This is a genomic window from Brevundimonas sp. AAP58 (assembly GCF_001295975.1).
Classification (GTDB): Bacteria; Pseudomonadota; Alphaproteobacteria; order Caulobacterales; family Caulobacteraceae; genus Brevundimonas.
Genome location: NZ_LJHU01000072.1, coordinates 1 through 26,238, shown reverse-complemented (window position 1 = coordinate 26,238; position 26,238 = coordinate 1). Strand labels below are relative to the sequence as shown.

Annotated in this window: 29 protein-coding genes and 1 tRNA gene; 23 read left to right on the top strand and 7 right to left on the bottom strand. The window is 67.1% G+C overall.

Annotated elements, in window-relative coordinates; genetic code table 11:
* From frr to lpxB, 12 genes are all read left to right on the top strand, one after another.
* A partial coding sequence (gene frr / locus IP78_RS10020) for a ribosome recycling factor (RefSeq protein WP_054111538.1) occupies positions 1-430 on the top strand: 430 nt, incomplete at its 5' end.
* Between the two features lie 34 nt (positions 431-464).
* Complete coding sequence (gene uppS / locus IP78_RS10015) at positions 465-1,220, top strand: polyprenyl diphosphate synthase (RefSeq protein ID WP_054111537.1); 756 nt, start codon at positions 465-467, stop codon at positions 1,218-1,220.
* Positions 1,220-2,035, top strand: coding sequence for a phosphatidate cytidylyltransferase (locus IP78_RS10010; protein ID WP_197272433.1), 816 nt, complete (start codon positions 1,220-1,222; stop codon positions 2,033-2,035). The genes uppS and IP78_RS10010 overlap by 1 nt, the downstream gene beginning before the upstream one ends.
* Positions 2,032-3,228 carry a 1-deoxy-D-xylulose-5-phosphate reductoisomerase gene (gene dxr, locus IP78_RS10005; RefSeq protein WP_054111536.1) on the top strand — a complete coding sequence of 399 codons (1,197 nt, stop codon included), beginning with the start codon at positions 2,032-2,034 and terminating at the stop codon, positions 3,226-3,228. Before IP78_RS10010 ends, dxr begins: the two co-directional genes overlap by 4 nt.
* Positions 3,229-3,264: 36 nt before the next feature.
* Complete coding sequence (locus IP78_RS10000; protein ID WP_054111535.1) at positions 3,265-4,482, top strand: RIP metalloprotease; 1,218 nt, start codon at positions 3,265-3,267, stop codon at positions 4,480-4,482.
* Between the two features lie 29 nt (positions 4,483-4,511).
* Positions 4,512-6,932 carry an outer membrane protein assembly factor BamA gene (bamA, locus tag IP78_RS09995; protein ID WP_054111534.1) on the top strand — a complete coding sequence of 807 codons (2,421 nt, stop codon included), beginning with the start codon at positions 4,512-4,514 and terminating at the stop codon, positions 6,930-6,932.
* 36 nt (positions 6,933-6,968) lie between these two features.
* Positions 6,969-7,541 carry an OmpH family outer membrane protein gene (locus IP78_RS09990; RefSeq protein WP_054111533.1) on the top strand — a complete coding sequence of 191 codons (573 nt, stop codon included), beginning with the start codon at positions 6,969-6,971 and terminating at the stop codon, positions 7,539-7,541.
* Positions 7,542-7,546: 5 nt separating this feature from the next.
* Positions 7,547-8,566 (top strand): UDP-3-O-(3-hydroxymyristoyl)glucosamine N-acyltransferase, encoded by a 1,020-nt coding sequence (gene lpxD, locus IP78_RS09985; protein WP_054111532.1) that lies wholly within the window; start codon positions 7,547-7,549, stop codon positions 8,564-8,566.
* Complete coding sequence (gene fabZ / locus IP78_RS09980; protein ID WP_054111531.1) at positions 8,559-9,026, top strand: 3-hydroxyacyl-ACP dehydratase FabZ; 468 nt, start codon at positions 8,559-8,561, stop codon at positions 9,024-9,026. The genes lpxD and fabZ overlap by 8 nt, the downstream gene beginning before the upstream one ends.
* Complete coding sequence (gene lpxA, locus IP78_RS09975) at positions 9,023-9,811, top strand: acyl-ACP--UDP-N-acetylglucosamine O-acyltransferase (RefSeq protein ID WP_054111530.1); 789 nt, start codon at positions 9,023-9,025, stop codon at positions 9,809-9,811. The genes fabZ and lpxA overlap by 4 nt, the downstream gene beginning before the upstream one ends.
* 2 nt (positions 9,812-9,813) lie before the next feature.
* Positions 9,814-10,650: an LpxI family protein gene (locus IP78_RS09970; protein WP_054111529.1), complete on the top strand. Its 837-nt coding sequence runs from the start codon at positions 9,814-9,816 to the stop codon at positions 10,648-10,650.
* Positions 10,647-11,804, top strand: coding sequence for a lipid-A-disaccharide synthase (gene lpxB / locus IP78_RS09965; RefSeq protein ID WP_054111528.1), 1,158 nt, complete (start codon positions 10,647-10,649; stop codon positions 11,802-11,804). The genes IP78_RS09970 and lpxB overlap by 4 nt, the downstream gene beginning before the upstream one ends.
* Here lpxB and IP78_RS09960 read toward each other — a convergent pair.
* Entirely contained in the window at positions 11,801-12,259 is a 459-nt protein-coding gene (locus IP78_RS09960) for a RidA family protein (protein ID WP_054111527.1), read from the bottom strand. The genes lpxB and IP78_RS09960 overlap by 4 nt on opposite strands.
* Before the next feature lie 100 nt (positions 12,260-12,359).
* On the opposite strand from IP78_RS09960, the gene IP78_RS09955 reads away from it, so the two are divergent.
* From IP78_RS09955 to IP78_RS09945, 3 genes are all read left to right on the top strand, one after another.
* Positions 12,360-13,286, top strand: coding sequence for a hypothetical protein (locus tag IP78_RS09955; protein ID WP_054111526.1), 927 nt, complete (start codon positions 12,360-12,362; stop codon positions 13,284-13,286).
* A gap of 50 nt (positions 13,287-13,336) precedes the next feature.
* Positions 13,337-13,411, top strand: a tRNA-Thr gene (locus tag IP78_RS09950).
* 19 nt (positions 13,412-13,430) lie between these two features.
* Positions 13,431-14,063 carry a TetR/AcrR family transcriptional regulator gene (locus IP78_RS09945; protein WP_054111525.1) on the top strand — a complete coding sequence of 211 codons (633 nt, stop codon included), beginning with the start codon at positions 13,431-13,433 and terminating at the stop codon, positions 14,061-14,063.
* A gap of 86 nt (positions 14,064-14,149) precedes the next feature.
* Here IP78_RS09945 and IP78_RS09940 read toward each other — a convergent pair whose 3' ends face one another.
* Entirely contained in the window at positions 14,150-14,896 is a 747-nt protein-coding gene (locus tag IP78_RS09940; protein WP_054111524.1) for an A24 family peptidase, read from the bottom strand.
* A gap of 9 nt (positions 14,897-14,905) precedes the next feature.
* Positions 14,906-15,028, bottom strand: a complete 123-nt coding sequence (locus IP78_RS15735) for a hypothetical protein (protein ID WP_255350747.1) — start codon at positions 15,026-15,028, stop codon at positions 14,906-14,908.
* A 24-nt stretch (positions 15,029-15,052) separates the two neighbouring features.
* Here IP78_RS15735 and IP78_RS09935 point away from each other — a divergent pair, with 24 nt between their 5' ends.
* Complete coding sequence (locus IP78_RS09935) at positions 15,053-16,645, top strand: carboxyl transferase domain-containing protein (RefSeq protein WP_054111523.1); 1,593 nt, start codon at positions 15,053-15,055, stop codon at positions 16,643-16,645.
* On the opposite strand, the gene IP78_RS09930 is transcribed toward IP78_RS09935, so the two are convergent.
* Positions 16,635-17,126: a hypothetical protein gene (locus IP78_RS09930; RefSeq protein WP_156320361.1), complete on the bottom strand. Its 492-nt coding sequence runs from the start codon at positions 17,124-17,126 to the stop codon at positions 16,635-16,637. The two genes, IP78_RS09935 and IP78_RS09930, sit on opposite strands and share 11 nt — an antisense overlap.
* Before the next feature lie 238 nt (positions 17,127-17,364).
* Here IP78_RS09930 and IP78_RS09925 point away from each other — a divergent pair, with 238 nt between their 5' ends.
* Positions 17,365-18,270: an enoyl-CoA hydratase-related protein gene (locus IP78_RS09925; protein ID WP_054111521.1), complete on the top strand. Its 906-nt coding sequence runs from the start codon at positions 17,365-17,367 to the stop codon at positions 18,268-18,270.
* A 3-nt stretch (positions 18,271-18,273) separates the two neighbouring features.
* Here the strand turns inward: IP78_RS09925 and IP78_RS09920 are convergent, their stop codons facing one another.
* Both IP78_RS09920 and IP78_RS09915 read right to left on the bottom strand, forming a co-directional pair.
* A complete protein-coding gene (locus IP78_RS09920) occupies positions 18,274-18,774 on the bottom strand; it encodes an FKBP-type peptidyl-prolyl cis-trans isomerase (protein WP_054111520.1) in 501 nt (166 codons plus the stop codon).
* 41 nt (positions 18,775-18,815) lie between these two features.
* Positions 18,816-20,438 carry a response regulator gene (locus IP78_RS09915; protein ID WP_054111519.1) on the bottom strand — a complete coding sequence of 541 codons (1,623 nt, stop codon included), beginning with the start codon at positions 20,436-20,438 and terminating at the stop codon, positions 18,816-18,818.
* Positions 20,439-20,601: 163 nt separating this feature from the next.
* On the opposite strand from IP78_RS09915, the gene IP78_RS09910 reads away from it, so the two are divergent.
* Positions 20,602-21,366 carry an alpha/beta fold hydrolase gene (locus IP78_RS09910; RefSeq protein WP_054111518.1) on the top strand — a complete coding sequence of 255 codons (765 nt, stop codon included), beginning with the start codon at positions 20,602-20,604 and terminating at the stop codon, positions 21,364-21,366.
* An 80-nt stretch (positions 21,367-21,446) separates the two neighbouring features.
* Here the strand turns inward: IP78_RS09910 and rpmG are convergent, their stop codons facing one another.
* Entirely contained in the window at positions 21,447-21,614 is a 168-nt protein-coding gene (rpmG, locus tag IP78_RS09905) for a 50S ribosomal protein L33 (protein WP_029417689.1), read from the bottom strand.
* A gap of 128 nt (positions 21,615-21,742) precedes the next feature.
* On the opposite strand from rpmG, the gene IP78_RS09900 reads away from it, so the two are divergent.
* The 5 genes from IP78_RS09900 to IP78_RS09880 form a co-directional block, all read left to right on the top strand.
* A complete protein-coding gene (locus IP78_RS09900) occupies positions 21,743-22,303 on the top strand; it encodes a hypothetical protein (protein WP_054111517.1) in 561 nt (186 codons plus the stop codon).
* A 263-nt stretch (positions 22,304-22,566) separates the two neighbouring features.
* Positions 22,567-22,941: a 30S ribosomal protein S12 gene (gene rpsL / locus IP78_RS09895; protein WP_021697983.1), complete on the top strand. Its 375-nt coding sequence runs from the start codon at positions 22,567-22,569 to the stop codon at positions 22,939-22,941.
* 23 nt (positions 22,942-22,964) lie between these two features.
* Positions 22,965-23,438 (top strand): 30S ribosomal protein S7, encoded by a 474-nt coding sequence (gene rpsG, locus IP78_RS09890; RefSeq protein ID WP_054111516.1) that lies wholly within the window; start codon positions 22,965-22,967, stop codon positions 23,436-23,438.
* Between the two features lie 166 nt (positions 23,439-23,604).
* Positions 23,605-25,686, top strand: a complete 2,082-nt coding sequence (gene fusA, locus IP78_RS09885; RefSeq protein ID WP_054111515.1) for an elongation factor G — start codon at positions 23,605-23,607, stop codon at positions 25,684-25,686.
* Positions 25,687-25,743: 57 nt separating this feature from the next.
* Positions 25,744-26,238: GTP-binding protein (locus IP78_RS09880; RefSeq protein ID WP_156320360.1), on the top strand; the 495-nt coding region annotated here is incomplete at its 3' end.

Sequence of the window (26,238 nt, the reverse complement as noted above, 5' to 3'; positions counted from 1 at the left end):
GGCCTACGGCTCGACCTCGCCGCTGACGGCGGTGGCGGCGATCAGCGTGCCCGAGCCGCGCATGATCTCGGTCAGCGTCTGGGACAAGGGCATGGTGGGCGCGGTCGAGAAGGCCATCCGCAACGCCAACCTGGGCCTGAACCCGATCGTGGACGGGACGATGCTGCGCATCCCGGTCCCGCCGCTCACGGAGGAGCGCCGCAAGGACCTGGTCAAGCTGGCCGGCAAGTATTCCGAGCAGCAGAAGATCGCCGTTCGCAACGTGCGCCGTGACGCCAACGACGACCTGAAGAAGGCCGAGAAGGCGGGCGAGATCAGCCAGGACGAACAGAAGAAGATGGAAACCGAGGTCCAGAAGGACACCGATGCGGCCATCAAGCGTATCGACGAAGCCTTGAAGACCAAGGAAGCTGAGATCATGCAGGTCTGAGCGGGGGCTCAGGATCGCGAGAGGACTGGAGCGGATGACGGCCCATCCCGGCGCCCTGGCGGACCCCGACGCGGGGCCGCGCCATGTCGCCCTGATCATGGACGGAAACGGGCGCTGGGCGGAAAGCCGGGGTCTGCCTCGGGCCATGGGTCATCGCGAAGGCGTTCAGGCGCTGAAGCGGACGGTGCAGGCGGCGCCGGACTTCGGCATCGAATGCCTGACAGTGTTCGGCTTCTCGACCGAGAACTGGCGCAGGCCGGCCGAGGAAGTCTCGGACCTGATGGGGCTGGTTCGGTCCTATGTGGCGAGCGATCTGAACCGCCTGGAGCGCGAAGGCGTGAAGGTGCGGGTGCTGGGCCGCCGGACGGGCCTGCCGGCCGACATCGCCGCCATCGTGGAGAGGGCGGAGCGGACAACGGCGCACAACAGCCGCTTCCTGTTGCAGGTGGCGTTCAACTACGGCGGCCGGGCCGACATCGTCGATGCGGCGCAGAAATACGTCGATCAGTTGCTGGCCGGGCAGGCGACGGGGCCGCTGGACGAAGGGTCTCTGGGCGCGGGGCTGTCGACGGCGGGCGGGCCGCCGGTCGATCTAATCGTGCGGACCTCGGGTGAGCAGCGGCTGTCGAACTTCCTCCTGTGGGAAGCGGCCTATGCCGAGCTGGTCTATCAGAACGTGCTGTGGCCCGATTACGGACCCGAGGCGCTCGGCGACGCGGTGCGGCAGTTTCGCCAGAGGGACCGGCGGTTCGGAGCCATCGCCGCGCGTCCGGTGCTCGCGGCCGGCTGATGGTGTCGCTGAAGAACCTGGGCATCCGGGCGGCGTCGGCCCTGGTTCTGGCCCCGATGGCGGTGCTGGCCATCTGGGCGGGCAGCCTGTGGTTCCTGGCGATCATCCTGGCGGCCGTGGTGCTGCTGTCGCGCGAGTGGGCGGCGATGAGCGCGCCGGGACGGCGGGGGCCGATCGCGGCGGGCGTGGCCCTGGCCATCGTGGCGGCGACGGTGACGGCGCACACGGGGGCCATGTCGGCGGCGCTGGTGGTGCTGGTGTTCGGCGCGGCGGCGGTGGCGATCTATGCGCGGCGGATGGGCTATGAGGGCGTCGATGCGGCCTATGGGGTGCTCTACCTCGGCTGGCCGGCGGTCCTGCTGATCTGGCTGAGGGACGGGGATTCCGGAATTGGCCTGAGCTGGACCATCATGGTCTTCGTGGTGGCGTGGTCTGCCGACGTGATGGCCTTCCTGGTCGGCAGTTTGCTGGGCGGGCCGAAGCTGTGGCCGCGTTACTCGCCCAATAAGACGTGGTCGGGCTTCGTCGGAGGTCTGGTCGCGGGCTCGGCGGCCGGGTGGCTGGTGGCGAGCTTTCTGCCGATGGGTCTGCCCGATCCGATCTGGGGGCTGGGCCTGGGCTTGGTCGGGGCGCTCGCGACCATGGCGGGTGACCTGTGGGAGTCGGCTCTGAAGCGGCGCTTCGGGGTCAAGGACGCGGGCGGGCTGATCCCCGGGCACGGTGGGTTGCTGGACCGGGTGGATGGGCTGATGTTCGCCGCTGTGGTGATGGCGGCGGGGCGACTGGGGTCGATGATGCTGGACGGACGGCCATGATCGAGCGGCGCGTCACCGTGCTGGGGTCGACGGGGTCGGTGGGCACATCGACGCTGGACCTGATGGAACATGCCGAGGCGGCGGGGACCGGTCGGTTCGAGGTCGTGGCGCTGACCGGCGGCGCGAACATCGCCAGGCTGGCCGAGCAGGCCCGGCGGTGGCGTCCGGCCGTGGCGGTGACGGCGGACGAGACGCGGTTGGAGGAGTTGAAGGCGGCGCTGGCGGGGACCGGCGTTGAGGCTTCGGCGGGCGAGGCGGCGATCACCGAGGCGGCGACGCGGCCGACCGATCTGGTCATGGCGTCGATCGTCGGGGCCGCCGGGCTGAAGTCGGCCTGGGCGGCGGCGGCCACCGGCGCAACCCTGGCTCTGGCCAACAAGGAGAGCCTGGTCTGCTGTGGCTCCAGCCTGATCGAGCGGGTCACGGCGGCGGGCGGGCGACTGATCCCCGTCGATTCCGAGCATTCGGCGATCTTCCAGGTGTTTCCGGCGGATGCGCCCGAGCAGGTCGCCAAGCTGGTGCTGACGGCGTCGGGCGGGCCGTTCCGCCAGACCTCGCGCGAGGCCATGGCGTCGATGACGCCGGAACAGGCCGTGGCCCATCCCAACTGGAGCATGGGGGCCAAGATCAGCGTGGACAGCGCCACCATGGCCAACAAGGGCCTGGAGATGATCGAGGCGGCGTATCTTTTCGGCATGCCGGCTACGAAGATCGATGTGGTGGTGCACCCGGAATCGATCATCCACAGCCTGGTCGAATACGTCGACGGCTCGACGCTGGCGCAAATGGGGCCGCCGGACATGAAGACGCCGATCGCCTGCGCGCTCGCCTGGCCCGACCGGATGGCGTGGCCGGCGCCCAAGCTGGACCTGGCGGCGCTGGGTCGGTTGACGTTCGAGGCGCCGGATCCCGTCCGGTTCCCGGCGCTGCGGCTGGCGCGCGAGGCGTTGGAGGCGGGACGCGGCGCGCCCACCGTGTTCAACGCGGCCAATGAGGTCGCCGCGCTCGCGTTTCTTGACCGTCGTCTGGGCTTTCTCAATATTGCCACGGTCGTCGCCGAGACCTTGGATCGGATGACGGCGACGGGGGCGGTTTCTCAGGCTGGCGACGGCTGCGAGGGGGCTCTGGCGCTGGACGCCGAGGCTCGTCGCGTCGCGGCGGGCTTCGTCCAGGCTCTGGCCATCGCCGCCTAGGCGACGGCCCAACGGTAACGGAGACGCGGACACCGCATGCTGGACGCCCTGACCTCGGTCCTGATGTACGTCGTGCCCTTTCTTCTGGTGCTGACGGTCATCGTCACCATCCACGAGCTAGGCCATTTCTGGGTGGCGCGAGCCTTCGGCGTGAAGGTCGATCGGTTCGCCATCGGCTTCGGCAAGGCGATCTTCAGTCGGACCGACAAGCACGGGATTGAGTGGCGCGTCGGCTGGATGCCGCTGGGCGGCTACGTCAAGTTCTCGGGTGACATGGATGCGTCCAGCGTGCCCGACAGCCGGGGGCTGGACGCGCTGAAGGCCGACATTCAGCGAACGGAAGGGGCAGGGGCCGAGCGCGACTATTTCCACTTCAAGCCGGTCTGGCAGCGCATGCTGATCGTGGCGGCCGGGCCTTTCGCCAACTTCGTACTGGCGATCACCATCTTCGCCGTCCTGTTCTCGATCGTGGGCGTCGAGCTGCGTCCCGCGCGGGTCGCCGAGGTGACGCCGGGATCGCCGGCGGCCGAGGCCGGTTTCCTGCCGGGCGATCTGATCACGGGGCTGGATGGCCGACCTATCGAGGACGCAGGCGAGGTGACCCGTAAGGTCAGCCTGTCCAGCGGCGACGCCGTCCGCTTCACCGTCGAGCGACAGGGCCGCGAGATCGAGCTGATCGCCACGCCCGAGCGGGTGGTGCAGGACGATCCCATCGCAGGGCGAGTGTCTGTCGGCCGGATCGGGCTGGCGCTGGCCTCCACGCGGGCAGAGGCGCGGCAGGTCCGCTACAATCCCATCGAGGCCGTGGGGCAGGGTTTCCGCGAGACCGGCGACATCCTGGGAACCACCCTGACCTATCTGGGACGCATCTTCACGGGCCGTGAGAGCGGCGACCAACTGAGCGGGCCGCTGGGCATCGCCAAGGCGTCAGGCGCCCTGACCAATGCGGCGGTGGCAGCCAATCCGGACCCGGTTGCGACGACGATCAACCTGCTTCTGACGCTGACCAGCTTCGCCGCCATACTTTCGATCGGAATCGGCTTTCTAAACCTGTTGCCCATCCCGGTTCTGGATGGCGGCCACCTGGTCTTCTACGCCTATGAGGCTGTGGCCAAGAAGCCAGTCGCGGCCGCGGTTCAGGAGACAGGGTACCGGGTCGGTCTTGCTTTGCTGGCGGCTTTGATGTTGTTCGCGACCTGGAACGACCTTCAGAAGTTGAACCTGTTCCAATTCCTCGGCGGGCTCGCCAGTTGAGCCGACGCCAGCCCCCGATGGTTTCCCGAATGATCCTGACTGACCCTCGCGACGCGACCCTCCCGGCGGCCCGATCGCTTCGTCGTATCTGCGCTGCCACAGCGAGCGTCGTCGCCCTGGCCGCGGCGTCGCCTGTGCTGGCCCAGACGGCTCCGGCACCCGCAGCACAACCAGGCCAGGTCGCCCAGCAGGCCGAACAGCCCGAGACGGGCGTGGTCAACCGAATCCTCGTGCGCGGCAATCAGCGCATCGACCAGACGACGGTCTTGTCCTATCTGCCGATCCAGCCAGGCGATACGATCGACCCGGTCCTGCTGGACGTCGCCATCCGCACCCTGACACGCACCCAGCTGTTCGCCGACGTCCAGATCGGGCTGCAGGCCAACGGCGATCTGATCGTGGAGATCGTCGAGAACCCCATCATCAATCAGGTGGTGTTCGAGGGCAACGACGCCATCAGCGAGGACAAGCTGCGCGAGGAAGTCACCATCGCGCCGCGTGGCATCTACACTCGCGCCCGCGTGCAGGAAGATGTCGGCTCGATCATCGAGCTGTACCGCCTGTCGGGCCGGATTTCGGCGACGGTGACACCCAAGCTGGTTCAACTGGATCAGAACCGGGTCGATGTGATCTTCGAGGTCGACGAGGGCCCGGAGACAGGCGTTCAGTCGATCACCTTCTTGGGCAATCAGGCGTTTTCCGACAGCGAGCTGCGTGAGGTCATGGTGACCAAGCAGTCGCAGTGGTGGCGGCTTTTCACGCGGAACGACAACTACGACCCGAACCGGCTGGATTACGACCGCGAGCAGTTGCGCAGCTTCTATACGAACCGCGGCTACTACGACTTCCGCATCGTCTCGGCCGTGGCCGAGTTGGCCCCTGACAACAGCGCCTTCGCCATCACCCTGACGGTCGACGAAGGGGATCGCTACAACTTCGGTGAGATCAACGTTGTCACCGAGAATGATCGTCTCAACACTGATTTGCTCAAGGCCCTGCTGCCGATCCGTTCGGGCGACCTCTACGAGAGTGACCGCATCGAGAGCTCGGTCGATGCCCTGACGTTCGCGGCGGGTTCGGCGGGTTATGCCTTCGTCGACATCAATCCGACCTATCGACCGAACCCTGAAACTGACACCATCGACGTCACCTTCAACATTGCCGAAGGCCAGCGCGTCTACGTCGATCGGATCAACGTCGTGGGCAATACGCGCACCATCGATCCGGTCATCCGGCGCGAGCTCATGCTGACCGAAGGCGACGCTTTCAACCGCTCCCTGGTCGAGCGGTCGCGCAACAATCTTCGGGCTCTGGGCTTCTTCGCCGAAGTCGAGATCGAGGAAACGCAGGGGTCTGCCCCGGATCGCTCGATCGTCAATGTGACGGTCGAGGAGCAGCCTACGGGCGAACTGTCGGTCGGTGCCGGCTTCAGCTCGGTCGACAGCTTCGTGGTCAACCTGGGCATTTCGGAGCGGAACTTCCGCGGCCGGGGCCAGAACCTGGTGGCACGCGTCGAGTGGGGATCGCTGCGCCAGCAGATCGACTTCCGCTTCACCGAGCCGAGGTTCCTGGGTCGTGACGTGGGCGCGGGCTTCGACCTGTTCCACTCGCGCTACGACTTCCAGGACGAGTCGTCGTTCGACTATCGCTCCACCGGCGCGGGTCTTCGCCTGACCTATCCGCTGAACGGCTACAGCCGTTTTTCGACCCGCTACTTCATCAAGGACGACGAGATCATCGTTCCGGACGGCTACTGCAATGCCGGGGGTTTCGGATCCCGCGCCCTGTGTGAACAGGCCGGCGCGAGCCTGAACTCCTCCGTCGGCTACACCTTGTTGGTGGATCGTCGCAACGATCCGATCCGACCCACGCGTGGCTGGACGGGCTCCTTGCGACAGGACTTCGCCGGGCTCGGTGGTGACGTGAACTATATCAAGTCCGAGGTGGAGGCGACCGCCTACTATGGCATCACCCCGGCCTGGATCGTCTCAGTCAACGGTTCCCTTGGCTACGTCAGTGGTTGGGCGGGAGACGCCGTTCGGATCAACGATCGCTTCTTCAAGGGCGGCAATTCGTTTCGAGGTTTCGAGAACGCTGGTATGGGGCCACGCGACCTGGCAACCAATGACGCGCTGGGTGGCAACTTCTACGCCGTGGCCAGCGCGGAGCTGACGCTGCCCAACGGTCTGCCCGAGCAGTATGGCATCCGTACTTCGCTGTTCGCCGACGTCGGCACCCTGGGCGTACTCGACGATCGATTCACAATCGGCTCGGATGGACAGCGTGACGTCGCCATCGCGGATGACCTGTCATTGCGAGCGTCGGCGGGCCTCAGCGTTCACTGGCGTTCGCCGATGGGGCCGATCCGTTTCGACTTCAGCAAGATCCTCAGCCAAGAGGACTATGATCGCACCGAGACCTTCCGTTTCTCGACATCAACCCAGTTCTAAAGAGCGGTCCAATCCGGACCACACAAGGTTCCAAGTATGAAACTTCTCGCCATCGGGGCTGCGGCCCTCGTTTCTCTGATCGGCTCGACTGCCGTCGCTCAAACCCAAGGGGTGGCCAACCCCGGTCCCGTCATCCCGGGCGTCTGCGTCTATTTCAATCAGCGTCTGCTCTCCCAATCGACGGTCGGCCAGTCGGTTCAGGCCCGCATGGCGCAGCTGGCCCAGGAAGTTCAGGTCGAGCTGCAACCCTACGGCCCCACGATCGAGAGCGAGATTCAGCGCCTAAGAGGCCTCGGCGATGCCGCGCCGGAGGCGGATGTGCAAGCGCTGCAGGCTCGCATTTCGGAGGCTCGGCAGCTTGAGCAAACCCGTGAGAACGAACTGCGGTACACTCGGTCCGAGCAGATCCGCCTGATCACGGAAGCGGTCGATCCGATCCTGCTCGCCCTCTATCAAGAGCGCGGCTGCGGTATCCTGATCGATCGCACGAGCGTCTTCATCATGAACCCGGCGATGGACATCACCGACGCCGCGATCGAGCGCCTGAATACCCAGCTGCCCTCGCTCAGCTTCAACCGCCTGGCGGTTCCGGTCCAAGCGGCGCAGTAGGCCGGATGGGCGTCCAGCCCGATCCCCGGTTCTTCGACACGCTGAGCCCGCTCAGCGTCGACGACCTTGCGGCCCTGACGGGCGGCGAGGTCGTTCGCAATTGTGGCCAGACGATCCGCCGTGTCGCGCCCTTGGCCTCCGCGACAGAGGACGCCGTCGGGTTCCTCGGCGACCGCAAGTTTACCGAGGCGCTCAGGGCCTCGGCGGCGGGATGCGTGATCGTTCCGGCTGGGGCGGTCGACGCGGCTCCCAGCCGCGCCTCGATCATCGTCTCGCGTACGCCCCAGGCCGCCTGGGCGGCGGCCTCAGCGGCCCTGCACCGGCCGGTTCGGTTGACGTCCTCCTCGCTGCAGGAGGCCAGCGAAGACGAAAGCGTCGTGTTCGAACCCGGCGTCATCGTCGGCGTCGGTGCGCGGATCGGGCGGGGCACGCGGATCGGCGCCAATACGGTCATCGGCCCCGGTGTTCAGATCGGGCGCGACTGCGACATCGGTCCCAACGTCAGCCTGCGCTTCGCCCTGGTCGGCGACCGGGTGAAAATCTATGCCGGGGCCACCATCGGCGAGCCCGGCTTTGGCGCGGCCGGTGGGGCGACCGGGCCGGTCGATGTGCCCCAGCTAGGCCGCGTCATCCTGCAGGACGGCGTGACCGTGGGGGCGAACACCTGCATCGACCGCGGCGCCTTCGACGACACGTTCATCGGCGAGAACACCAAGATCGATAATCTGGTCATGATCGCCCACAACTGCGTCATCGGCCGGAACTGCCTGATCGCGGGCCATGTCGGAATCTCGGGGTCCTGCAAGGTCGGTGACGGGGTGATCTTCGGCGGCAAGGCGGGGATCGGGGATCACATCACCATCGGCGAGGGCGCGCGCGTCGCGGCGGGCGCGGGCGTTCTGGCCGACATTCCGGCGGGCGAAACCTGGTCCGGCTATCCGGCGAAACCGATCCGCCAGTTCTTGCGCGAGACCGTCTGGGTCTCCAGACAGGCGGGACGCAAGGGAGCCCGGACGGATGACTGACGACGGCGGCAAGATCGATTACGCCGAGGTGATGCGGCGGCTGCCGCACCGCTATCCCTTCCTGCTGGTCGACAAGGCCGAAGACTTCGTGCCTGCGACCTCGCTGACGGGCATCAAGAACGTCAGCCACAACGAGCCGTTCTTTCCGGGCCATTTCCCGATCGATCCGGTCATGCCGGGCGTCCTGATCGTCGAGGCCATGGCCCAGACGGGCGCGCTGCTGATGTCCAAGAGCCTCGACGTGAACGTGGCCGACAAGGTCATCATGTTCATGTCGATCGACGGCGTGCGGTTCAGGAAACCCGCGCGACCGGGGGATCAGCTGAGGATGAACGTCGTCGTGACCCGAGCCCGCGGCGACGCCTACAAGTTCCGCGGCGAGACCTTCATCGACGGCAAGCTGGCCGCCGAGGCTGAGTTCATGGCCATGGCCGTGACCGTCGAGCAGCCGGTCGCATGAGCCATATCCACCCGACGGCGATCGTGGACGGCTCGGCCGTGCTGGCCGATGATGTCGTGATCGGACCCTGGTGCACGGTGGGGCCTGGGGTGGTCCTGGCCGAGGGCGTGCATCTGGTCAGCCACGTGGTGATCCAGCAGGACACGAACGTTGGGGCGCGGACGGTGATCCATCCCTTCGCCGTGATCGGCGGAGACCCCCAGCACAACGGCTACAAGGGCGAGTCGGTGCGGCTGGAGATCGGCTCGGACAATTCGATCCGGGAGCACGCGACCTTCAACCGGGGCACGCCGCAGGGGTCGGGCGTGACGCGGGTGGGTTCGAACGGCCTGTTCATGACGGGGGCGCATGTCGGGCATGACGCCGTGGTGGGTGACCATGTCGTTATGGCCAATCAGGCGACGCTGGGCGGGCACGCGCGGATCGGCGACCGTGTGTTCCTGGGCGGACTCTGCGCCGTTCATCAGAACGGCCGGGTGGGGCAGGGCGCGATCGTCGGCGGGCTGGCGGCGGTGACGCGGGACGTGATCCCCTATGGCTCGGCCTGGGGCAACCATGCGCGGCTGCACGGGCTGAACCTGATCGGTCTGAAGCGGAAGGGCTATGGCAAGGACGCCGTGCGGCGGCTGCTGGCGGCGTTCCGCGACCTGTTTGAGGGTGACGGGGTGTTCGCCGACCGGCTGACGCGGGTCGAGGCCGACTACGCCGACCTGCCCGAGATCATGGAGATCGTCGCCTTCATCCGCGAGGACGCCAAGCGGCCCCTGTGCCTGCCGGAGGCCTAGCCGTGACGGCGGGCAAGCTCGGCCTGATCGCGGGCGGCGGCGCCCTGCCGCTGGCCATCGCGGCGCGGTGCGAGGCCGAGGGGCGGCCGGTGTTCGTGGTGAGGCTGTCGGGGTTCGCCGACGCTCATCTGGTCCGCTATCCGGGCGTCGAGGCGGGCATGGCCGAGATCGGCAAGGTGCTGTCGGCGCTGAAGAAGGCCGGATGCGCCGCGGTCTGCTTCGCGGGCACGGTGAACCGGCCCGACTTCAAGAGCCTGAAGCCCGATCTGAAGGGTGCCACGGTGCTGCCGGGCATCATCGCGGCGGCGACCAGGGGCGACGACGCCCTGTTGCGGAAGATCCTGTCGGTGTTCGAAGCTGAGGGCTACGGCATCGAGGGGGCGGACGACATCCTGGGCGGCGAGACCCTGCCTGCCGGGGCGCTGGGGCGGGTAGCACCGACGGAGGCGCAGCTGGCCGACCTGAGGAAGGCGCTGCACGTCGCGGAAAAGGCGGGGGAACTCGACATCGGCCAGGGGGCGGTGGTGTGCGACGGCCTGGTGCTGGCGGTGGAGGCGCAGGAGGGGACCGACGCCATGCTGGCCCGTGTCGCGGGGCTGCCGGCCGACCTGCGGGGCGCAGCGGGTTCGCTGAAGGGCGCGCTCGGCAAGGCGCCCAAGCCGATTCAGGATCTGAGGGTCGACATGCCGGTAATGGGGGCGCGCACGGTCGAGATGGCGGCCGCCGCAGGGCTGGCGGGCGTCGGCGGGGTCGCGGACCGGCTGATCCTGATCGACCGGGCGGCGATCATCGCGGCGGCGGATCGGTTGGGCCTGTTCGTCTGGGGCGAAAGCCGATGAAGGTCATGCTGGTCGCGGCGGAGGCCTCGGGCGATGCGCTCGGGGCCGGGCTGGCGAAGGCGTTGCGCGCCCGGCGGCCTAATGTGGCGCTGGTCGGCGTCGGCGGGCCGAAGATGGCGGCGGAAGGTATCGACAGTCCGTTCGACATCGCCGAACTGTCGATCCTGGGCTGGATCGAAGGCCTGCGCGCCTATGGCCGGGTCAAGGCGCGGGTCGCCGACACGGTGGCGCTGGCTCAGCGTGAGCGGCCGGACGCGGTCGTGCTGATCGACAGCTGGGGCTTCACCATCCGCGTGGCCAAGGCGATCCGGGCGGTGCTGCCGGACGTGAGGCTGATCAAATACGTCGGGCCGCAGGTCTGGGCGTCGCGTCCGGGGCGGGCCAAAACCCTGGCGGGGGCGGTCGATCATCTGCTGGCGCTCTACGCCTTCGACGCACCGTGGTTCGAGAAGGAGGGCCTGCCGACGACCGTCGTGGGCTCCCAGGCCCTGCATGTCGACATGAGCGGGGCCGATCCGGAGAGTTTTCGGCGGGCGCGGGGCATCGCGGCGGACGCGCCCCTGCTGCTCGTTTTGCCCGGCAGCCGGCCGAGCGAAATCCGGCTGATGACGCCCGTCTATGAGGCGGCCGTGGCGCGGCTGAAGGCCGAACGGCCGGGGCTGGAGGTGGCGGTCGTGGCCGCCGGCACCGTGGCCGAGGACGTCGCCGCCCGGGTCGCCGCCTGGCCGTTTCGGGCGCATCTGGTCGGCGAGGCCGACAAGTATTCGGCCATGAAGGCGGCCACCGTGGCGCTGGCGACGTCGGGCACCGTCTCGATCGAACTGGCCCTGGCCGGCGCTCCGATGGTCATCGGCTACCGCTTCCAGCCGCTCAGCTATGCGATCATGAAGCCCTTCTTCACCGGCAAGTACGCGACCCTATTCAACCATGCGGCCGACGCCGAGATCGCGCGCGAACTGATCCAGAATGACGCGACGCCTGAAGCCTTCGCTGCCGAGGTCGGACGATTGCTGGACGATCCGGCGGCGCGGGCCGATCAGGCGGCGCGACAGACTGCAGCGCTAGACCTCATGGGACGCGAAGGGCGCGATCCCTCCGAGATCGCGGCCGAGGCTGTTCTGGCATCCTTCCTAAAGGGTCGCGGGACAGCCTAGGCGACCTCCACCACGGCGTCGATCTCCACCGCGACCCCCAGCGGCAGCTGGTAGACGCCGACGGCTGAGCGGGCGTGGCGGCCCTTGTCGCCGAAGACCTCGACCATCAGGTCCGAGCAGCCGTTGATGACCGCCGGAATGGCATGAAAGCCCGGGCCCGCCTGGACGAAGCCGCCCAGCTTCACGATGCGGACCACGCGATCCAGGTCGCCGTCCAGCGCGGCGTTCATCTGGGCCAGCAGGTTGATGCCGCACAGACGCGCGGCCTCGGCGGCGCGTTCGGGGCTCAAGTCCTTGCCGACCACGCCCTTGATGCCTCCGGACGCGTCCATCGAGATCTGGCCGGAGATGTGGAGCAGGTTGCCGGTCCGCACGAACGGCACATAATTGGCCACGGCCGCGGCGGGCTGGGGCAGGGTGATGCCGAGTTCGGTCAAGCGGGCGGCGATGCTCATGTCAGGCTCCACATAGAGGGTCGCGGGCGGTTTAGCGCGGCGGCGAGACGTCTCGCCAGCCCTTAAAGGTTCGCCAACCGGCGTGTGGCAATCTGCGCGAATGGAAACGCTCACGAACACCCAAGTCGCGGCGTTCAACGCCGTGCGCGCCCGCCTGACGCCCGACGAACGGGCCCGCGTCGACATCGCCTCGGTCGAGGCCGTGGACCCGGCCGTGACGTCCGCGCCCCACTGGAACTTCGACCTGCCCAGCCACGCGGCCGACCGGGCGCTCGGCGAGGACGCCACCGACGCGATGCGCCGGGCCCTGGTCGCCACCTGGGCGCTGGAGTTGCCGGGGCGGGCCAGGCAGGCGGCCCTGCCGGGCGAGGTGATGGAGCTCTATCCGTACTGGCTCGACAGGATGGCCGAGTTCCTGACGGCGGCGGCCGAAACCGACGCGGCCTATGACCGCGACCACTGGGCCAAGGATGTGCGGATGGCGCTGGTGCTCAGCGTGCCGGGGGCGCGGACGCAGACGATCGACCTGTCGTCGCCAGTGGGGCCGGGGCAGATCGTCAAGAACGGTCGCGACGGCTACGGCTGGGGCCAGCTGATCCAGTACGTCCGGGCCCAGGGCTGGAAGCGGCCCTGGCTGGAGGTGCACACCGAGGCGCGCCAGCTGGAGGACTTCAACGAGGCCGGCTGGGACCGCGCCTGGGCCACGGCGGCCGCGATCTGCAAGACGCGGCCGGAGCTGGCCGGGATGATCGGGTCGAGCTGGTTCTACGATCCGCCGCTGGAGACGATCAGCCCGCGTCTGGCATACCTCAGGCTCAATCCGCTGAAAGGCGGGGCCTTCATCATCCATCAGGGGCCGGGCGAAATCCACACCGAGCGGGCGGGGACCAGTTCGCCGACCCGCAAGGCCCTGATCGACAGCGGCGAATACCTGCCGCGGTCCTGGCTGGTGGTCTGGCCGCGGTCGACGCTGATCCCCTGGGCGGAACAGCGGGCCGCGTCGATGGCGTTAGCCGAGGCGGCCTGAACGGCCTCGGCTTGCATCCGGCTGGTTTCCCCCGCTAAAGGCCACCGCGAGCCGGCGTAGCACAGCGGTAGTGCAGCGGTTTTGTAAACCGAAGGTCGGGAGTTCGATCCTCTCCGCCGGCACCACTCAATCGCGGCCGCTCCCATGCCCGACCGCCCGATCAACAAGCTGGGTCACCGCATAGGCGCTCGCGGCGGGCGGACGCGTTCGGCGATTCTGGAGGCGACGCGGCGGCTGCTGGATCGTCGGCATCTGGGCGAGATTCGGGTCGCCGACGTGGCGGCGGAAGCAGGCGTCTCGCCATCAAATTTCTATACCTATTTCAAGACAGTCGAGGAGCCGGTTCTGGCGCTCTGCGAGGGCGTTGCAGCGGAGTTCCAGCCTCTGTCGCGACATCTTGAGGGCGACTGGTCGGCGGAGGCTGCGTTCGGCGCGGCACGCGCCTACATCATGGACGTGCTGCTCATCTGGCGCGAGCACGGGCCGGTGCTTCGGATCGAGCATATGCTGGCCGACAAGGGCGAGGCGGGGTTCGTCGAATCGCGCGTACGACGTCTCCGTCGGGTCCATCTGGCGTTCGAACGGCGCATCGCCGTGGCCCATGCGACTGGATATCATGCGGTCGGGCTGGATCCCCGGCTGGCGTCCTATGAGGTGGCCAATCTGGTCGAGTCGGTCGCCGCCGGGTTCGACCTGCTGCGGCGAGGCGAAACGCCGCCTGAGGCCATCATCGAAACCACCGCTCACATCGTGGTCAAGCTGGTCACAGGACGATGATTTTGAATACAGGACGTTGCGTGTTGTAGTTTGCCAAAAACCTTAGGAGTTGGACGCTCTGGGCCTGGTGCCCCGCGAGTCCAATCTCATCCGCTGATCGGCCCCCATAGCCACGTCAGCCACAGTCCGATCGCCAGAAGGGTCCCGAAGGGTAGCCGGTCGGTCGCGCTGACCTTGCGGCGCGTGATGAGGAAGGTCAGGACAAGGCTGAATCCGGCGGCGCAAGCCCACAACAACGCCGTGGGCAGGCCCTGCCAGCCGACCCAGGCCCCCACGCCTGCGAACAGGATGGGATCGCCCGCACCCATGCCATTGCGGCGCCGCAGCGTTCGGTAGGCGAGGGCCACGAGCCAGAGGCCTGAAAAGCCCGTGACGGCTCCGATGATCTGATCGACCGGCCAGCCGGAGCCGATGACGGCAGACGCGATGAGGCCCGACGCGATCAGCGGCAGGGTCAACTCGTCCGGCAGCCAGAAGTTCTCGGCATCGATCAGGGCGAGCAGCAGGAGCTGCCAGCCCAGGACAGCGGTGGCGACAGTCCAGATCAGGTCGCCGTCGCCGGCGAGCGCGGCCCAGACGCCGATGGTGCCCGCTGCGCACTCGATGAGGATGTAGCGAGGAGAGACGGTCGCCCCGCATTTGGCGCACTTGCCGCGCTGGATCAGCCAGCTGAACACCGGGATCAGATGCCAAGGCCTAAGCGTCAGGCCGCAGCTCATGCAGCGGGAGGGGGCGAGGACGATGTCCTCATCCCGGGGCATGCGGATCGTCACGGCGGCGATGAAGCTGCCGAAGATCAGGCCGAGCAGACCGAAAATGAGCGCGAGGACCACGCCAGATCCTTAGCCGCCCATCAGCGTCATCGCCACGCGGTAAGTCAGGAAGATGGCCCGCTCGAACAGGTCTTCGGGATGGATGACCAAACCCAGCCACGCCGCAAGGGAAGCAGGTGGCTTCCCGACCATCCCATTCCGCCCTAAACCCACGCCATGCCGAAGCTGACTTCCGCCGTCGATCCGAACAGCCCTTCGTTCAAAGCGCTCCACGCCCATAACACGGCCCTTGTGGCTGAGCTGCGCGACAAGGTGGCCAGGGCGGCGCGCGGCGGTTCCGACGCCAGCCGCGACCGCCACGTCGCCCGTGGCAAGCTGCTGCCCCGCGACCGGGTCGAACGCCTGCTGGACCCCGGCTCGCCCTTCCTGGAGATCGGCCAACTGGCCGCCAACGGCATGTACGGCGACGAGGCGCCCGGCGCCGGGATGATCTGCGGCATCGGCCGCGTCTCGGGCCGCGAGGTCATGATCGTCGCCAACGACCCGACGGTGAAGGGCGGCGCCTACTTCCCCATGACGGTCAAGAAGCACCTGCGCGCCCAGGAGATCGCCGAGCAGAACAACCTGCCCTGCGTCTATCTGGTCGACTCCGGCGGGGCGAACCTGCCGCACCAGGCCGAAGTCTTCCCCGACCGCGACCACTTCGGCCGCATCTTCTTCAACCAGGCGCGGATGAGCGCGCGGAACATCCCCCAGATCGCCTGCGTCATGGGATCGTGCACCGCCGGTGGTGCCTATGTCCCGGCCATGTCGGACGAGACGGTGATCGTGCGCAATCAGGGCACCATCTTCCTGGCCGGGCCGCCGCTGGTGAAGGCCGCGATCGGCGAGGTCATCTCGGCCGAGGACCTGGGCGGGGCCGAGACCCACGGCCGCAAGTCCGGCGTCGTCGACTATGTCGCCGAGAACGACGAGCACGCCCTGGAGATCGTCCGCGACATCGTCGGCCATCTGAACAGCGTCAAATCCGTCGATCTCGACGTACGCGAGCCGCGCGAACCGGCGCTGCCGGCCGAGGAGCTGTACGGCATCATTCCCGACGACGTCCGCGCCCCCTACGACGTGCGCGAGGTCATCGCCCGGGTCGTCGACCGCTCCGACTTCGAGGAGTTCAAGCCGCTCTACGGCTCCAGCCTGGTGTGCGGGTTCGCCCGCATCTGGGGCTATCCGGTCGCCATCCTGGCCAACAATGGCGTGCTGTTCTCAGAGAGCGCGCTGAAGGGGGCCCACTTCATCGAACTGGCCTGCAAGCGGAAGATCCCGCTGGTCTTCCTGCAGAACATCAGTGGCTTCATGGTCGGCGGAAAGTACGAGGCCGGCGGCATCGCCAAGGACGGGGCCAAGCTGGTCACCGCCGTCGCCTCGGCCAATGTGCCCAAGTTCACCGTCCTGATCGGCGGCAGCTTCGGCGCCGGCAACTACGGCATGTGCGGCCGGGCCTACAGCCCCCGGTTCCTCTTCACCTGGCCCAACAGCCGGATCAGCGTCATGGGCGGAGAGCAGGCGGCCGCCGTGCTGGCCACCGTCCACCGCGACGCCGACACCTGGACGCCGGAACAGGCCGAAGCCTTCAAGGCCCCGGTCCGCCAGAAGTACGAGGACGAGGGCAACCCCTACTACGCCACCGCCCGCCTGTGGGACGACGGCGTCATCGACCCGGCCCAGACGCGGGATGTGCTGGGGCTCGCCATCAGCGCGTCGCTCAATGCCCCGATAGCCGACACGACGTTCGGCGTGTTCAGGATGTAGATGCCTTCCTGACCCAGTTCGCTTTGCGTGCCGTGCGGCCAAGGCTGCGGCTTGTACCGAAACGGCGGCCGATGACTGTTCCTCGGTTCGCTACCCAATCTGACATGTGGAAGTGGCTGGCGAACATGGGATTTGCCCCCTTGAGCATGTATTTCGCCATGCCGCCGGGCGTGGTGACGGTCGTCATCTTCACAGCGTCGCTGTCTAAGTTGGAGCCGATGAGTTTGGCGAGTCGGTCGAGCACTAGCTTCTCGAACCAGAGCCCCCTGCCTGGTGGAATGTGGAGAGCCCAGTGTACGTTCGTCTTGCTGTTCGGGTTATCTTGGACATGGAAGTAGTCGAACGTACCGAGGAGTTCGTCTCTCAGTCTGGCGTAGCGCCATGCGCGGGCGACGCGCAGGCGAACCTCTCGAAACAGCGATGAGACCTGGTCTTCGCTGACATCTAAGCGGTTGAAGTTGATGGTGAGCATGTGGGTCATGGGATGACCGCGCGCCGAGGCGTAACGGGTCGCATGGAAGCCCCCGGCGATCTGAGCGTAGCCCAAATGAGCGGTGGAGCCGGTAGGGTGGTTTGTCGTCATTAGGCGTACCCTGAACGATTGATGTCCCCCGAGCGCTGCCTAGTGTACCCCATTTGTTCAGGTTGGCAATATGTTCTGCGAACGCTGTTGTGGAAAAGATGCGGCCTTGTCGGTTGATCGACGTTAGAAGCGCGACATGACCGATCAACGCGACCCCACCGACCCCGACCTGAACGCCCTCGACATCACGCCCGGCGAGGCCGCCGAGATCAACGCCATCGCCCAGCCCCTGGTCCCCGATCCGGCCCCCGACGCCAACGACGACCTGGTGCAGATCGATTCGACCTCTGACGGCGTGGTGTTCGTCACCATCAATCGGCCGCAAAAGAAGAACGCTTTCGACGCCGCCACCATTGCGGCCCTGCACGAGGCGTTCGAGACCCTGCATGGGGCGGATCATGTGCGGGTCGTCTTCCTGCGCGGGGCGGGCGGGACGTTCAGCGCGGGGGCCGACCTGGGCTGGATGCGCGACGCGGTCGACTGGTCCGAGAGCGACAATCGCGACGACGCCATGGGTCTGGCCAAGATGCTCAAGAGCCTGCACGACATCCCGGCTCTGACGGTCGCCCTGGTCGAGGGCGCGGCCATGGGCGGCGGCGCGGGCATCGTCTGCGCCTGCGACATGGCCGTGGCGGTCGAGGGGACGCGCTTCGCCTTCTCGGAGGTCAAGCTGGGTCTGATTCCGGCGACCATCGCCCCCTACGTCATCGAGGCCGTCGGCCCGCGTCGGGCGCGGCAGTTGTTCCTGACCGCCAACATCTTCGACGCCGACTATGCGGCCCACGCCGGGATCATCGACATGGTCCTGCCCGACGGGTCGATGGACGAGTTCGTTTCGATGCTGACCGACAGCCTGACCCGCAATGCGCCGGGCGCCATGGGCGAGGCCAAGCGCCTCGTCCATGACGTCGCGGGCCAGAAGATGGATCGCGGCCTGATGGAGGAGACCGCCAAACGGATCGCCCGCGCGCGCGTCTCGCCCGAAGGCCAGGAGGGCGTCCGCGCCTTTCTCGACAAGCGCGATCCCAGCTGGGCGGTCTAGGTCCTACTTCACCTCGATCAGCTCGACCTTGAACAGCAATGTCGAGTTGGGTGGCAGTTCGTTGCCGCCGACCCAGCGGTCGCCGTAGCCGAGCGAGGCCGGGATGGCGAAGTGGAAGGTCTCGCCCTCGCGCATCAGGGCCACGCCCTCGGTCCAGCCGCGGATGACGCGGTTGAGCGGAAACTCCGCCGGCTCGCCCCGGTCGTAGGAGCTGTCGAACTTGCGCCCGTCGATGAAGGTCCCCTCGTAGTGGACCCGGACCGTGTCGGTCGCGGTCGGCTGGCGGCCGGAGGGGTTGGCACGACCCTCGCGGCGGTACTGCAGGCCCGAGGCCGTGGTGGCCCAGCCGCGTCGCGCGCCGTTCCATTCGAGGTAGGCCTGCTGGCCGGCGACGTACTCCTCGGGCGTCGAATAGCGGGGCGGAGAGTCGGTCGAAACGGGAGCGGGCGCGGTGGCGCAGGCGCCGAGCAGGGCGAGGGCGGCGAGGGAGATGAGGTGCTTCATGCGCCAAGGCTTAGCAGTGGCCCCGGCGGCTGCGAAGGGGTTCAGGCGGCGCGGCGCGTCTTGGACGGGGCTGGCGCGGCTTCGGCCGTATCGGGCGACAGGGCGGCGTTCATGGCCATGCGCAGGCGTTCGGGCTTGATCGGCTTTTCGACCACCGCGGCCATGCCGATCGACAGATAGTGCTTGGCGTCGTCCGGGTCGGCGTTGGCAGTGAGCGCGACGATCGGGATGGCGCCGACCGCGCCGGGCAGGGCGCGGATCGCCTGGGTGGCCTGGACGCCGTCCATGCGCGGCATCTTGATGTCCATCAGGACGAGGTCGAACGGGCGGGACTGGACGGCGTCGAGCGCCTCAAGGCCGTCTTCTGCGGTTTCGGAGGTACAGCCGAACATCTCGCACAGCGCCTGAGCGACCACTCGGTTGGTGGCGTTGTCGTCGACGATGAGGATGTGCGGGGTGGCCTGAAGGTCGAGCTCGGACAGGGAGGAGACGTTGGTCGCCGTTTCGGCCGGACGGTCGGCCAGCGGCGCGGTCAGGTCGAAGGCGAAGGTGGCGCCGCGGCCGGCGTTGTTCTCCGCCCAGATGCGGCCGTCCAGCCGCTCGACGATCTGACGGCAGATGGATAGTCCCAGGCCGGCCCCGTCCGGGCCGGAGCCGTGGACGAAGGGTTCGAAGATGGCGTCCACACGGTCGGGATCGACGCCTGGCCCGTCGTCGCGGACGCGGGCCTCCAGATGGACGCGGCCATTCTCGGACCAGGCCTTGAGGCTGGCTTCCACCACGCCGTTGCGCGCGAACTTGAGCGCATTGCCGATCAGGTTGTTGAACACCTGCTTCAGGCGGACCGCGTCGATCTGGGCAGCAAGCTCGGTATCGCCTTCGTAGCCGACCATGAGGCGGACGCTGTCCTGGGAGGCACGCGGGGCCCACATCTGTTCGATGTCGTCCATGAGGGCGCGTAGCGGCGTGGGCTGCGGGTTCATCTCGAGCTCGCCGGCCTCGGCGCGCGACAGGTCCAGCGCGTCCTGGAGGATGCGGAGCAAGGTCTCGGAGGAGTCGACGATGGTCTGCACGTGGGCGTGGGCGGCCTCGTTCAGAGGCTGGCGGCGCAGGAGCTCGGCGACAGCGAGGACGCCGTTCATCGGGGTGCGCAGCTCGTGGCTCATGATGGCCAGGAACTGGCTCTTGGCGCGGGCCGAGGCCAGGGCCTGGGTCCGGCTGTCGGTCAGGGCGCGGGCCTGATCGGCGAGTTCCTGATTGCGGCTGCGTTGCTCGTCGTTGACGGCGGCGAGCAGGCCGACGGCGGTGCCGACGCCGCGATAGCGACCCTCGTGCGTGACGATGAAGCCGCGCATCAGGGCGCCCGGGCCGGACTTGATGAGGATGTCGCAGAAGGCGTCGATGCGAACGCCGGCGTCGACCACGGCGGGCTCGGGATCCATGACCACCGAGACCGGACGATTGGCGTAGAGCGCGTGGCCGAAGGGGCCGGCGATCTTCAGCAGGAAGGCATTGCGTTCCACCAGGCCGACCGGGCGGCCGTCCTCGACGACGGGTACGACGAGGGTGTCCGGCTCCGACTGGAACCGGGTGAAGATCTGGCCGGCCGGGGTCGTGGGTTCGACCGGCTCGGCGCGCTCCGTCAGGACTTCGATCGTCGGCATTACTGGGGCCGAAACTCCCTGCTACCGGGAGAGCGTAGCCGAGAACCATTTTCGGAAACGTTAAGTGGAAATCGGGATTTCCTTCGATAGGATCGGAGGTTGGCAGCCGTCATGAAAGTGCGGTGATTAGAGCCCACTCTGCCGGTGAAGTTGGAGGGTGAACATGACGCGTTTTCTTCTTCGTTGGGGCCTACCGTTGTTCGCAGCAATCGGGCTTGGCACCGGCTCGGCGGCGGCACAGGATCGACCGACGGTGGTGCTCGTCCACGGCGCCTGGGCAGACGGGTCGTGTTGGAGCGAGGTGGCCGGGCACCGGATCGACGCGGGCCTGAATGTCGTCGCGGTGCAGAACCCGCTGTCGAGCCTCGAGGCCGATGTGGCGACCGTCCGGCGCGTCATCGACGATCAGGCGGGCGACGTCGTTCTGGTCGGCCACTCCTATGGCGGGGTGGTGATCTCCGAGGCGGGAAATCACCACAAGGTCCGGTCTCTGGTCTATGTCGCCGCGTTCGCGCCGGGCCCGAACCAGTCGGTCAATGCGATCCTGTCGGCGTTTCCGCAGCCGGAGTGGTTCAGCAGCCTGCACGCGGATGCGCAGGGCTGGGTGACGTGGCCGGCCGAGCCGATGGCGCGCTGGTTCTCGGCGGGCCTTCCGGCGCGGCAGCAGGCGGTGCTGGCGGCGACGCAGCATCCGACTTTCTTCGGCGTCAACGATGGGGCGATCGGGGCGACGGCGGCCTGGTCGGTCAAGCCGACGCACTATGTCGTCGCCGACGGAGACCAGATCATTCCGGCCCAGTTGCAGACCCATTTCGCCACGACGATGACCGCGACGGTGACCCACGCGGACGGAGGGCATCTGATCATGCTGGCCCAGCCGCGCGTAGTGGCGGACGCCATTCTGGCTGCGGTGGAGGCAGCGGACTGATCCTGGTCGTCTGATTGCCTCTCAAACAAAAACGCCCGGCCGCGAGGCCGGGCGCTTTGGCGTTGGGGCGGAAGGTGCCCTTACTTGATCTTGCCTTCCTTGAACTCGACGTGCTTCTTCACGACCGGATCGTACTTCTTAACGACCATCTTTTCGGTCATGGTGCGGGCGTTCTTCTTGGTGACGTAGAAGAAGCCGGTGTCGGCCGTGGAGTTCAGGCGGATCTTGATCGAGGCGGGCTTGGCCATCGGAAATTACCTTTGCGACGGCGGGGAAGCCGTAAAATGAGAGGCGCGGAACATACTCAGGAAGGTTCCGAAGTCAACGCCGGACTTAGGGCGTTGCCTTGGCGCGGCCTGGGCCCCAGGGTCGGGGCATGAAAGCCCTCCTGATCGCGCCCCTACTTCTGGTCCTCGCCGCCTGCGCCAGCCTGCCCGCCGGATCGTCTTCGCAGCAGGACGCCTTCATGGCGCGGCTGAACGCGCTCTGCGGCCTGAGGTTCGAGGGAAGGGTGGTGACGACCGATCCGGTCGACTCAAGCTTCGCCAGCCAGCGCCTGCTCATGCATGTGCGCGACTGCTCGACAGACGAGGTGCGCATTCCCTTCTGGGTCGGCGAGGACCGGTCGCGGACCTGGGTGGTGACGCGAACGGACACGGGCCTGACGCTGAAGCACGATCACCGCGATCTGGCAGGCCGGCCCGATGGCCTGCACTGGTACGGCGGCGACACGACAGCGGCGGGGACGGAGGCCCGGCAGGACTTCCCGGTCGACGCCTTCTCCATCGAGCTGTTCAACGCCTGGGACGCCTCGGTCTCGACGACCAACGTCTGGGCGATGGAGGTCTATCCGGACCGGATGTTCGCCTATGAACTGCGCCGGCCCAACCGGCACTTCCGCGTGGAGTTCGACCTGACGCGGCCGGTGGCGGAGTAGGGGCGTCGCGCCCTTGACCTGACAGGCCCGTCCGCGTAAACGCGCCGGACTTTCGAGACGGGGTTCGCCCCATCCTGATCGCGACAATCGAACGGACGGGCTGTGCCCGCCGGAACGCCCAAAGCGCGCGTTCCGGTTTTTCTGTTTGAGCGTGGCGTAACGGCTCGAACGATCCCGGGCGGGGCTCAGGCCTCGTTCAAAAAGAAGGAAACCGAGGCGCTCCGGCCGACAGGCACACGCCTCCATCAGAAGTCGAGACTGTAATGCCCACGATCAACCAGCTGATCCGCAAGCCCCGCAAGCCCAAGCCCGTGCGCAACAAGGTGCCGGCCCTGGAAGGCTCGCCCCAGCGCCGCGGCGTCTGCACCCGCGTCTACACGACGACCCCCAAGAAGCCGAACTCGGCCCTGCGTAAGGTCGCCAAGGTCCGCCTGGCCAAGAACGGCTACGAAGCCGTGTGCTACATCCCCGGCGAGGGCCACAATCTGCAGGAGCACTCGGTGGTCCTGATCCGCGGCGGCCGCGTGAAGGACTTGCCCGGCGTCCGCTACCACATCCTGCGCGGCGTGCTGGACACGCAAGGCGTCAAGGACCGCAAGCAGCGCCGCTCGCACTACGGCGCCAAGCGTCCGAAGTAAGAACAAGAACAAGGTAGAAGCCCATGTCCCGTCGTCACCGCGCCCAGAAACGCGAAGTCCTGCCGGATCCCAAGTACAAGGATCTGATCGTCACCAAGTTCATGAATTACGTCATGTACGAGGGCAAGAAGGCCGTCGCCGAGAACATCGTTTATGGCGCCTTCGAGATCCTGGCGGAGAAGAAGAAGGACCAGGAGCCGGTCCAGACCTTCCACACCGCGCTGGACAACGTCGCCCCGTCGGTCGAGGTCCGGTCGCGTCGCGTCGGCGGTGCCACCTATCAGGTGCCGGTCGAGGTTCGCCCCGATCGCCGTCGCGCGCTCGCCATCCGCTGGCTGGTCAACGCGGCGCGCAAGCGCGGCGAGAACACCATGACCGAGAAGCTGGCCGCCGAGCTGCTGGACGCCTCGAACAACCGCGGCACCGCGGTCAAGAAGCGCGAAGACACCCACAAGATGGCCGAGGCGAACCGCGCCTTCAGCCATTACCGCTGGTAACGTCTTCAAAGCGTCGCATCCCTTTTCTAAGGGCCGGGCGCTGACTATCTGGGACTATCCGGCGCGGGCGGTTTGAGCTAGATCGCCCGCGCTCGCATATCCCGACATCGACGAACTCCCCGAGGGCGCGCATTTCGCGCCCTGAAAACTTTTCAAGGCGTTTCCCATGCCCCGCACGCACAAGATCGAGGACTACCGCAACTTCGGCATCATGGCCCACATCGATGCGGGCAAGACGACGACGACCGAGCGGATCCTGTTTTACACCGGCAAGTCGCACAAGATCGGCGAAGTCCACGACGGCGCCGCGACCATGGACTGGATGGACCAGGAGCAGGAACGCGGCATCACCATCACCTCGGCCGCGACGACCGCCTTTTGGCGCGAGAAGCGCCTGAACATCATCGACACCCCCGGCCACGTGGACTTCACGATTGAAGTGGAGCGTTCGCTGCGCGTGCTGGACGGCGCCGTGACCGTGCTGGACGGCAACGCCGGCGTGGAGCCCCAGACCGAGACCGTCTGGCGTCAGGCCGACAAGTACAAGGTTCCACGCATCGTCTTCGTCAACAAGATGGACAAGATCGGCGCCGACTTCGACAAGTCGGTCGAGTCGATCCGCGACCGCCTGGGCGCCAAGGCCGTGCCGATCCAGCTGCCGATCGGTTCGGAATCCAACCTGACCGGCCTGGTCGACCTGGTCCGCATGACCGGCGTCGTCTGGGACAACGACGGCCTGGGTGCCTCCTATAAGGACGTGCCGATCCCGGCCGACATGGTCGACAAGGCCAACGAGGCCCGCCAGTACCTGATCGACAACGCCGTCGAGCTGGATGACGAGGCGATGGAAGCCTACCTCGAGGGCAACGAGCCTTCGGAAGAGACCATCAAGAAGTGCATCCGCAAGGCCGTGCTGACCGGCGCCTTCTATCCGATCCTGTGCGGCTCGGCGTTCAAGAACAAGGGCGTGCAGACCCTGCTCGACGCCGTCGTCGACTACCTGCCGAGCCCGGTCGACATCCCGCCGACCCAGGGCATCGACTTCCGGACTGAAGAGCCCGTGACCCGCAAGGCCTCGGACGAAGAGCCCCTGTCGGTTCTGGCGTTCAAGATCATGGACGACCCCTTCGTCGGCTCGCTGACCTTCTGCCGCCTGTACTCGGGCAAGATGGAAACGGGCATGGGCCTGCTGAACTCGACCCGCGACCGCAAGGAGCGGGTGGGGCGCATGCTGCTGATGCACTCCAACAACCGCGAGGACGTCAAGGAAGCCTACGCCGGCGACATCGTCGCCCTGGCCGGTCTGAAGGACACCCGCACGGGCGACACCCTGTGCGACCCGACCAAGTCGCCGGTCATCCTGGAGAAGATGGAGTTCCCCGCCCCGGTCATCGAGATCGCCGTGGAGCCCAAGTCCAAGGCCGACCAGGAAAAGCTGGGCGTCGCCCTGGCCAAGCTGGCCGCCGAGGATCCGTCCTTCAACGTCTCGACCGACCATGAGTCGGGCCAGACCATCCTGAAGGGCATGGGCGAGCTGCACCTCGACATCAAGATCGACATCCTGAAGCGCACCTACAAGGTCGAGGCCAACATCGGCGCGCCGCAGGTGGCCTATCGCGAGTCCATCACCCGCAAGGCCGAGATCGACTACACCCACAAGAAGCAGACCGGCGGCACGGGCCAGTTCGCCCGCATCAAGCTGGTGTTCGAGCCGGGCGAGCCGGGCACGGGCTTCGTGTTCGAAAGCTCGATCGTCGGCGGCGCGGTGCCCAAGGAATACATCCCGGGCGTCCAGAAGGGCCTCGAGTCGGCCAAGGAAAACGGCCTGCTGGCCGGCTTCCCGCTGATCGACTTCAAGGCGACCCTGATCGACGGCGCCTACCACGACGTCGACTCCTCGGTGCTGGCGTTCGAGATCGCCTCGCGCGCGGCCTTCAAGGAACTGCGCGAGAAGGGCGGACCCCGCCTGCTCGAGCCGATCATGGCCGTCGAGGTCGTGACGCCGGAAGACTACCTGGGTTCGGTCATCGGCGACCTGAACGGTCGTCGCGGCATGATCCAGGGTCAGGACATGCGCGGCAACGCCACGGTGGTGAACGCCTTCGTGCCGCTGGCCAACATGTTCGGCTATGTGAACACGCTTCGCGGCATGTCACAGGGCCGCGCCGCCTTCACCATGCAGTACGACCACTATGAGCCGGTGCCGCAACACGTCGCCGACGAAGTGATCAAGAAGTACAGCGCCTAACCCCAACCCCCTGAAAACCCTAGGATAGCCCCCTCATCAGGGGACGGAGAGAAGAGAATGGCCAAGGAAAAGTTCGAACGCACCAAGCCGCACTGCAACATCGGCACGATCGGTCACGTTGACCACGGCAAGACGACGCTGACGGCGGCGATCACGATGACGCTGGCCAAAGCCGGCGGCGCCAAGGCGATGAACTATGCGGACATCGACGCCGCGCCGGAAGAGAAGGCGCGCGGCATCACCATCAACACCGCGCACGTCGAGTATGAGACGGCCAACCGTCACTACGCCCACGTCGACTGCCCGGGCCACGCCGACTATGTGAAGAACATGATCACGGGCGCGGCGCAGATGGACGGCGCGATCCTGGTCGTGTCGGCCGCCGACGGCCCGATGCCCCAGACCCGCGAGCACATCCTGCTGGCTCGTCAGGTCGGCGTGCCTGCGCTGGTGGTGTTCATGAACAAGGTCGACCTGGTCGACGACGAGGAGCTGCTTGAGCTCGTCGAGATGGAAGTGCGCGAGCTGCTGAGCTCCTACCAGTTCCCGGGC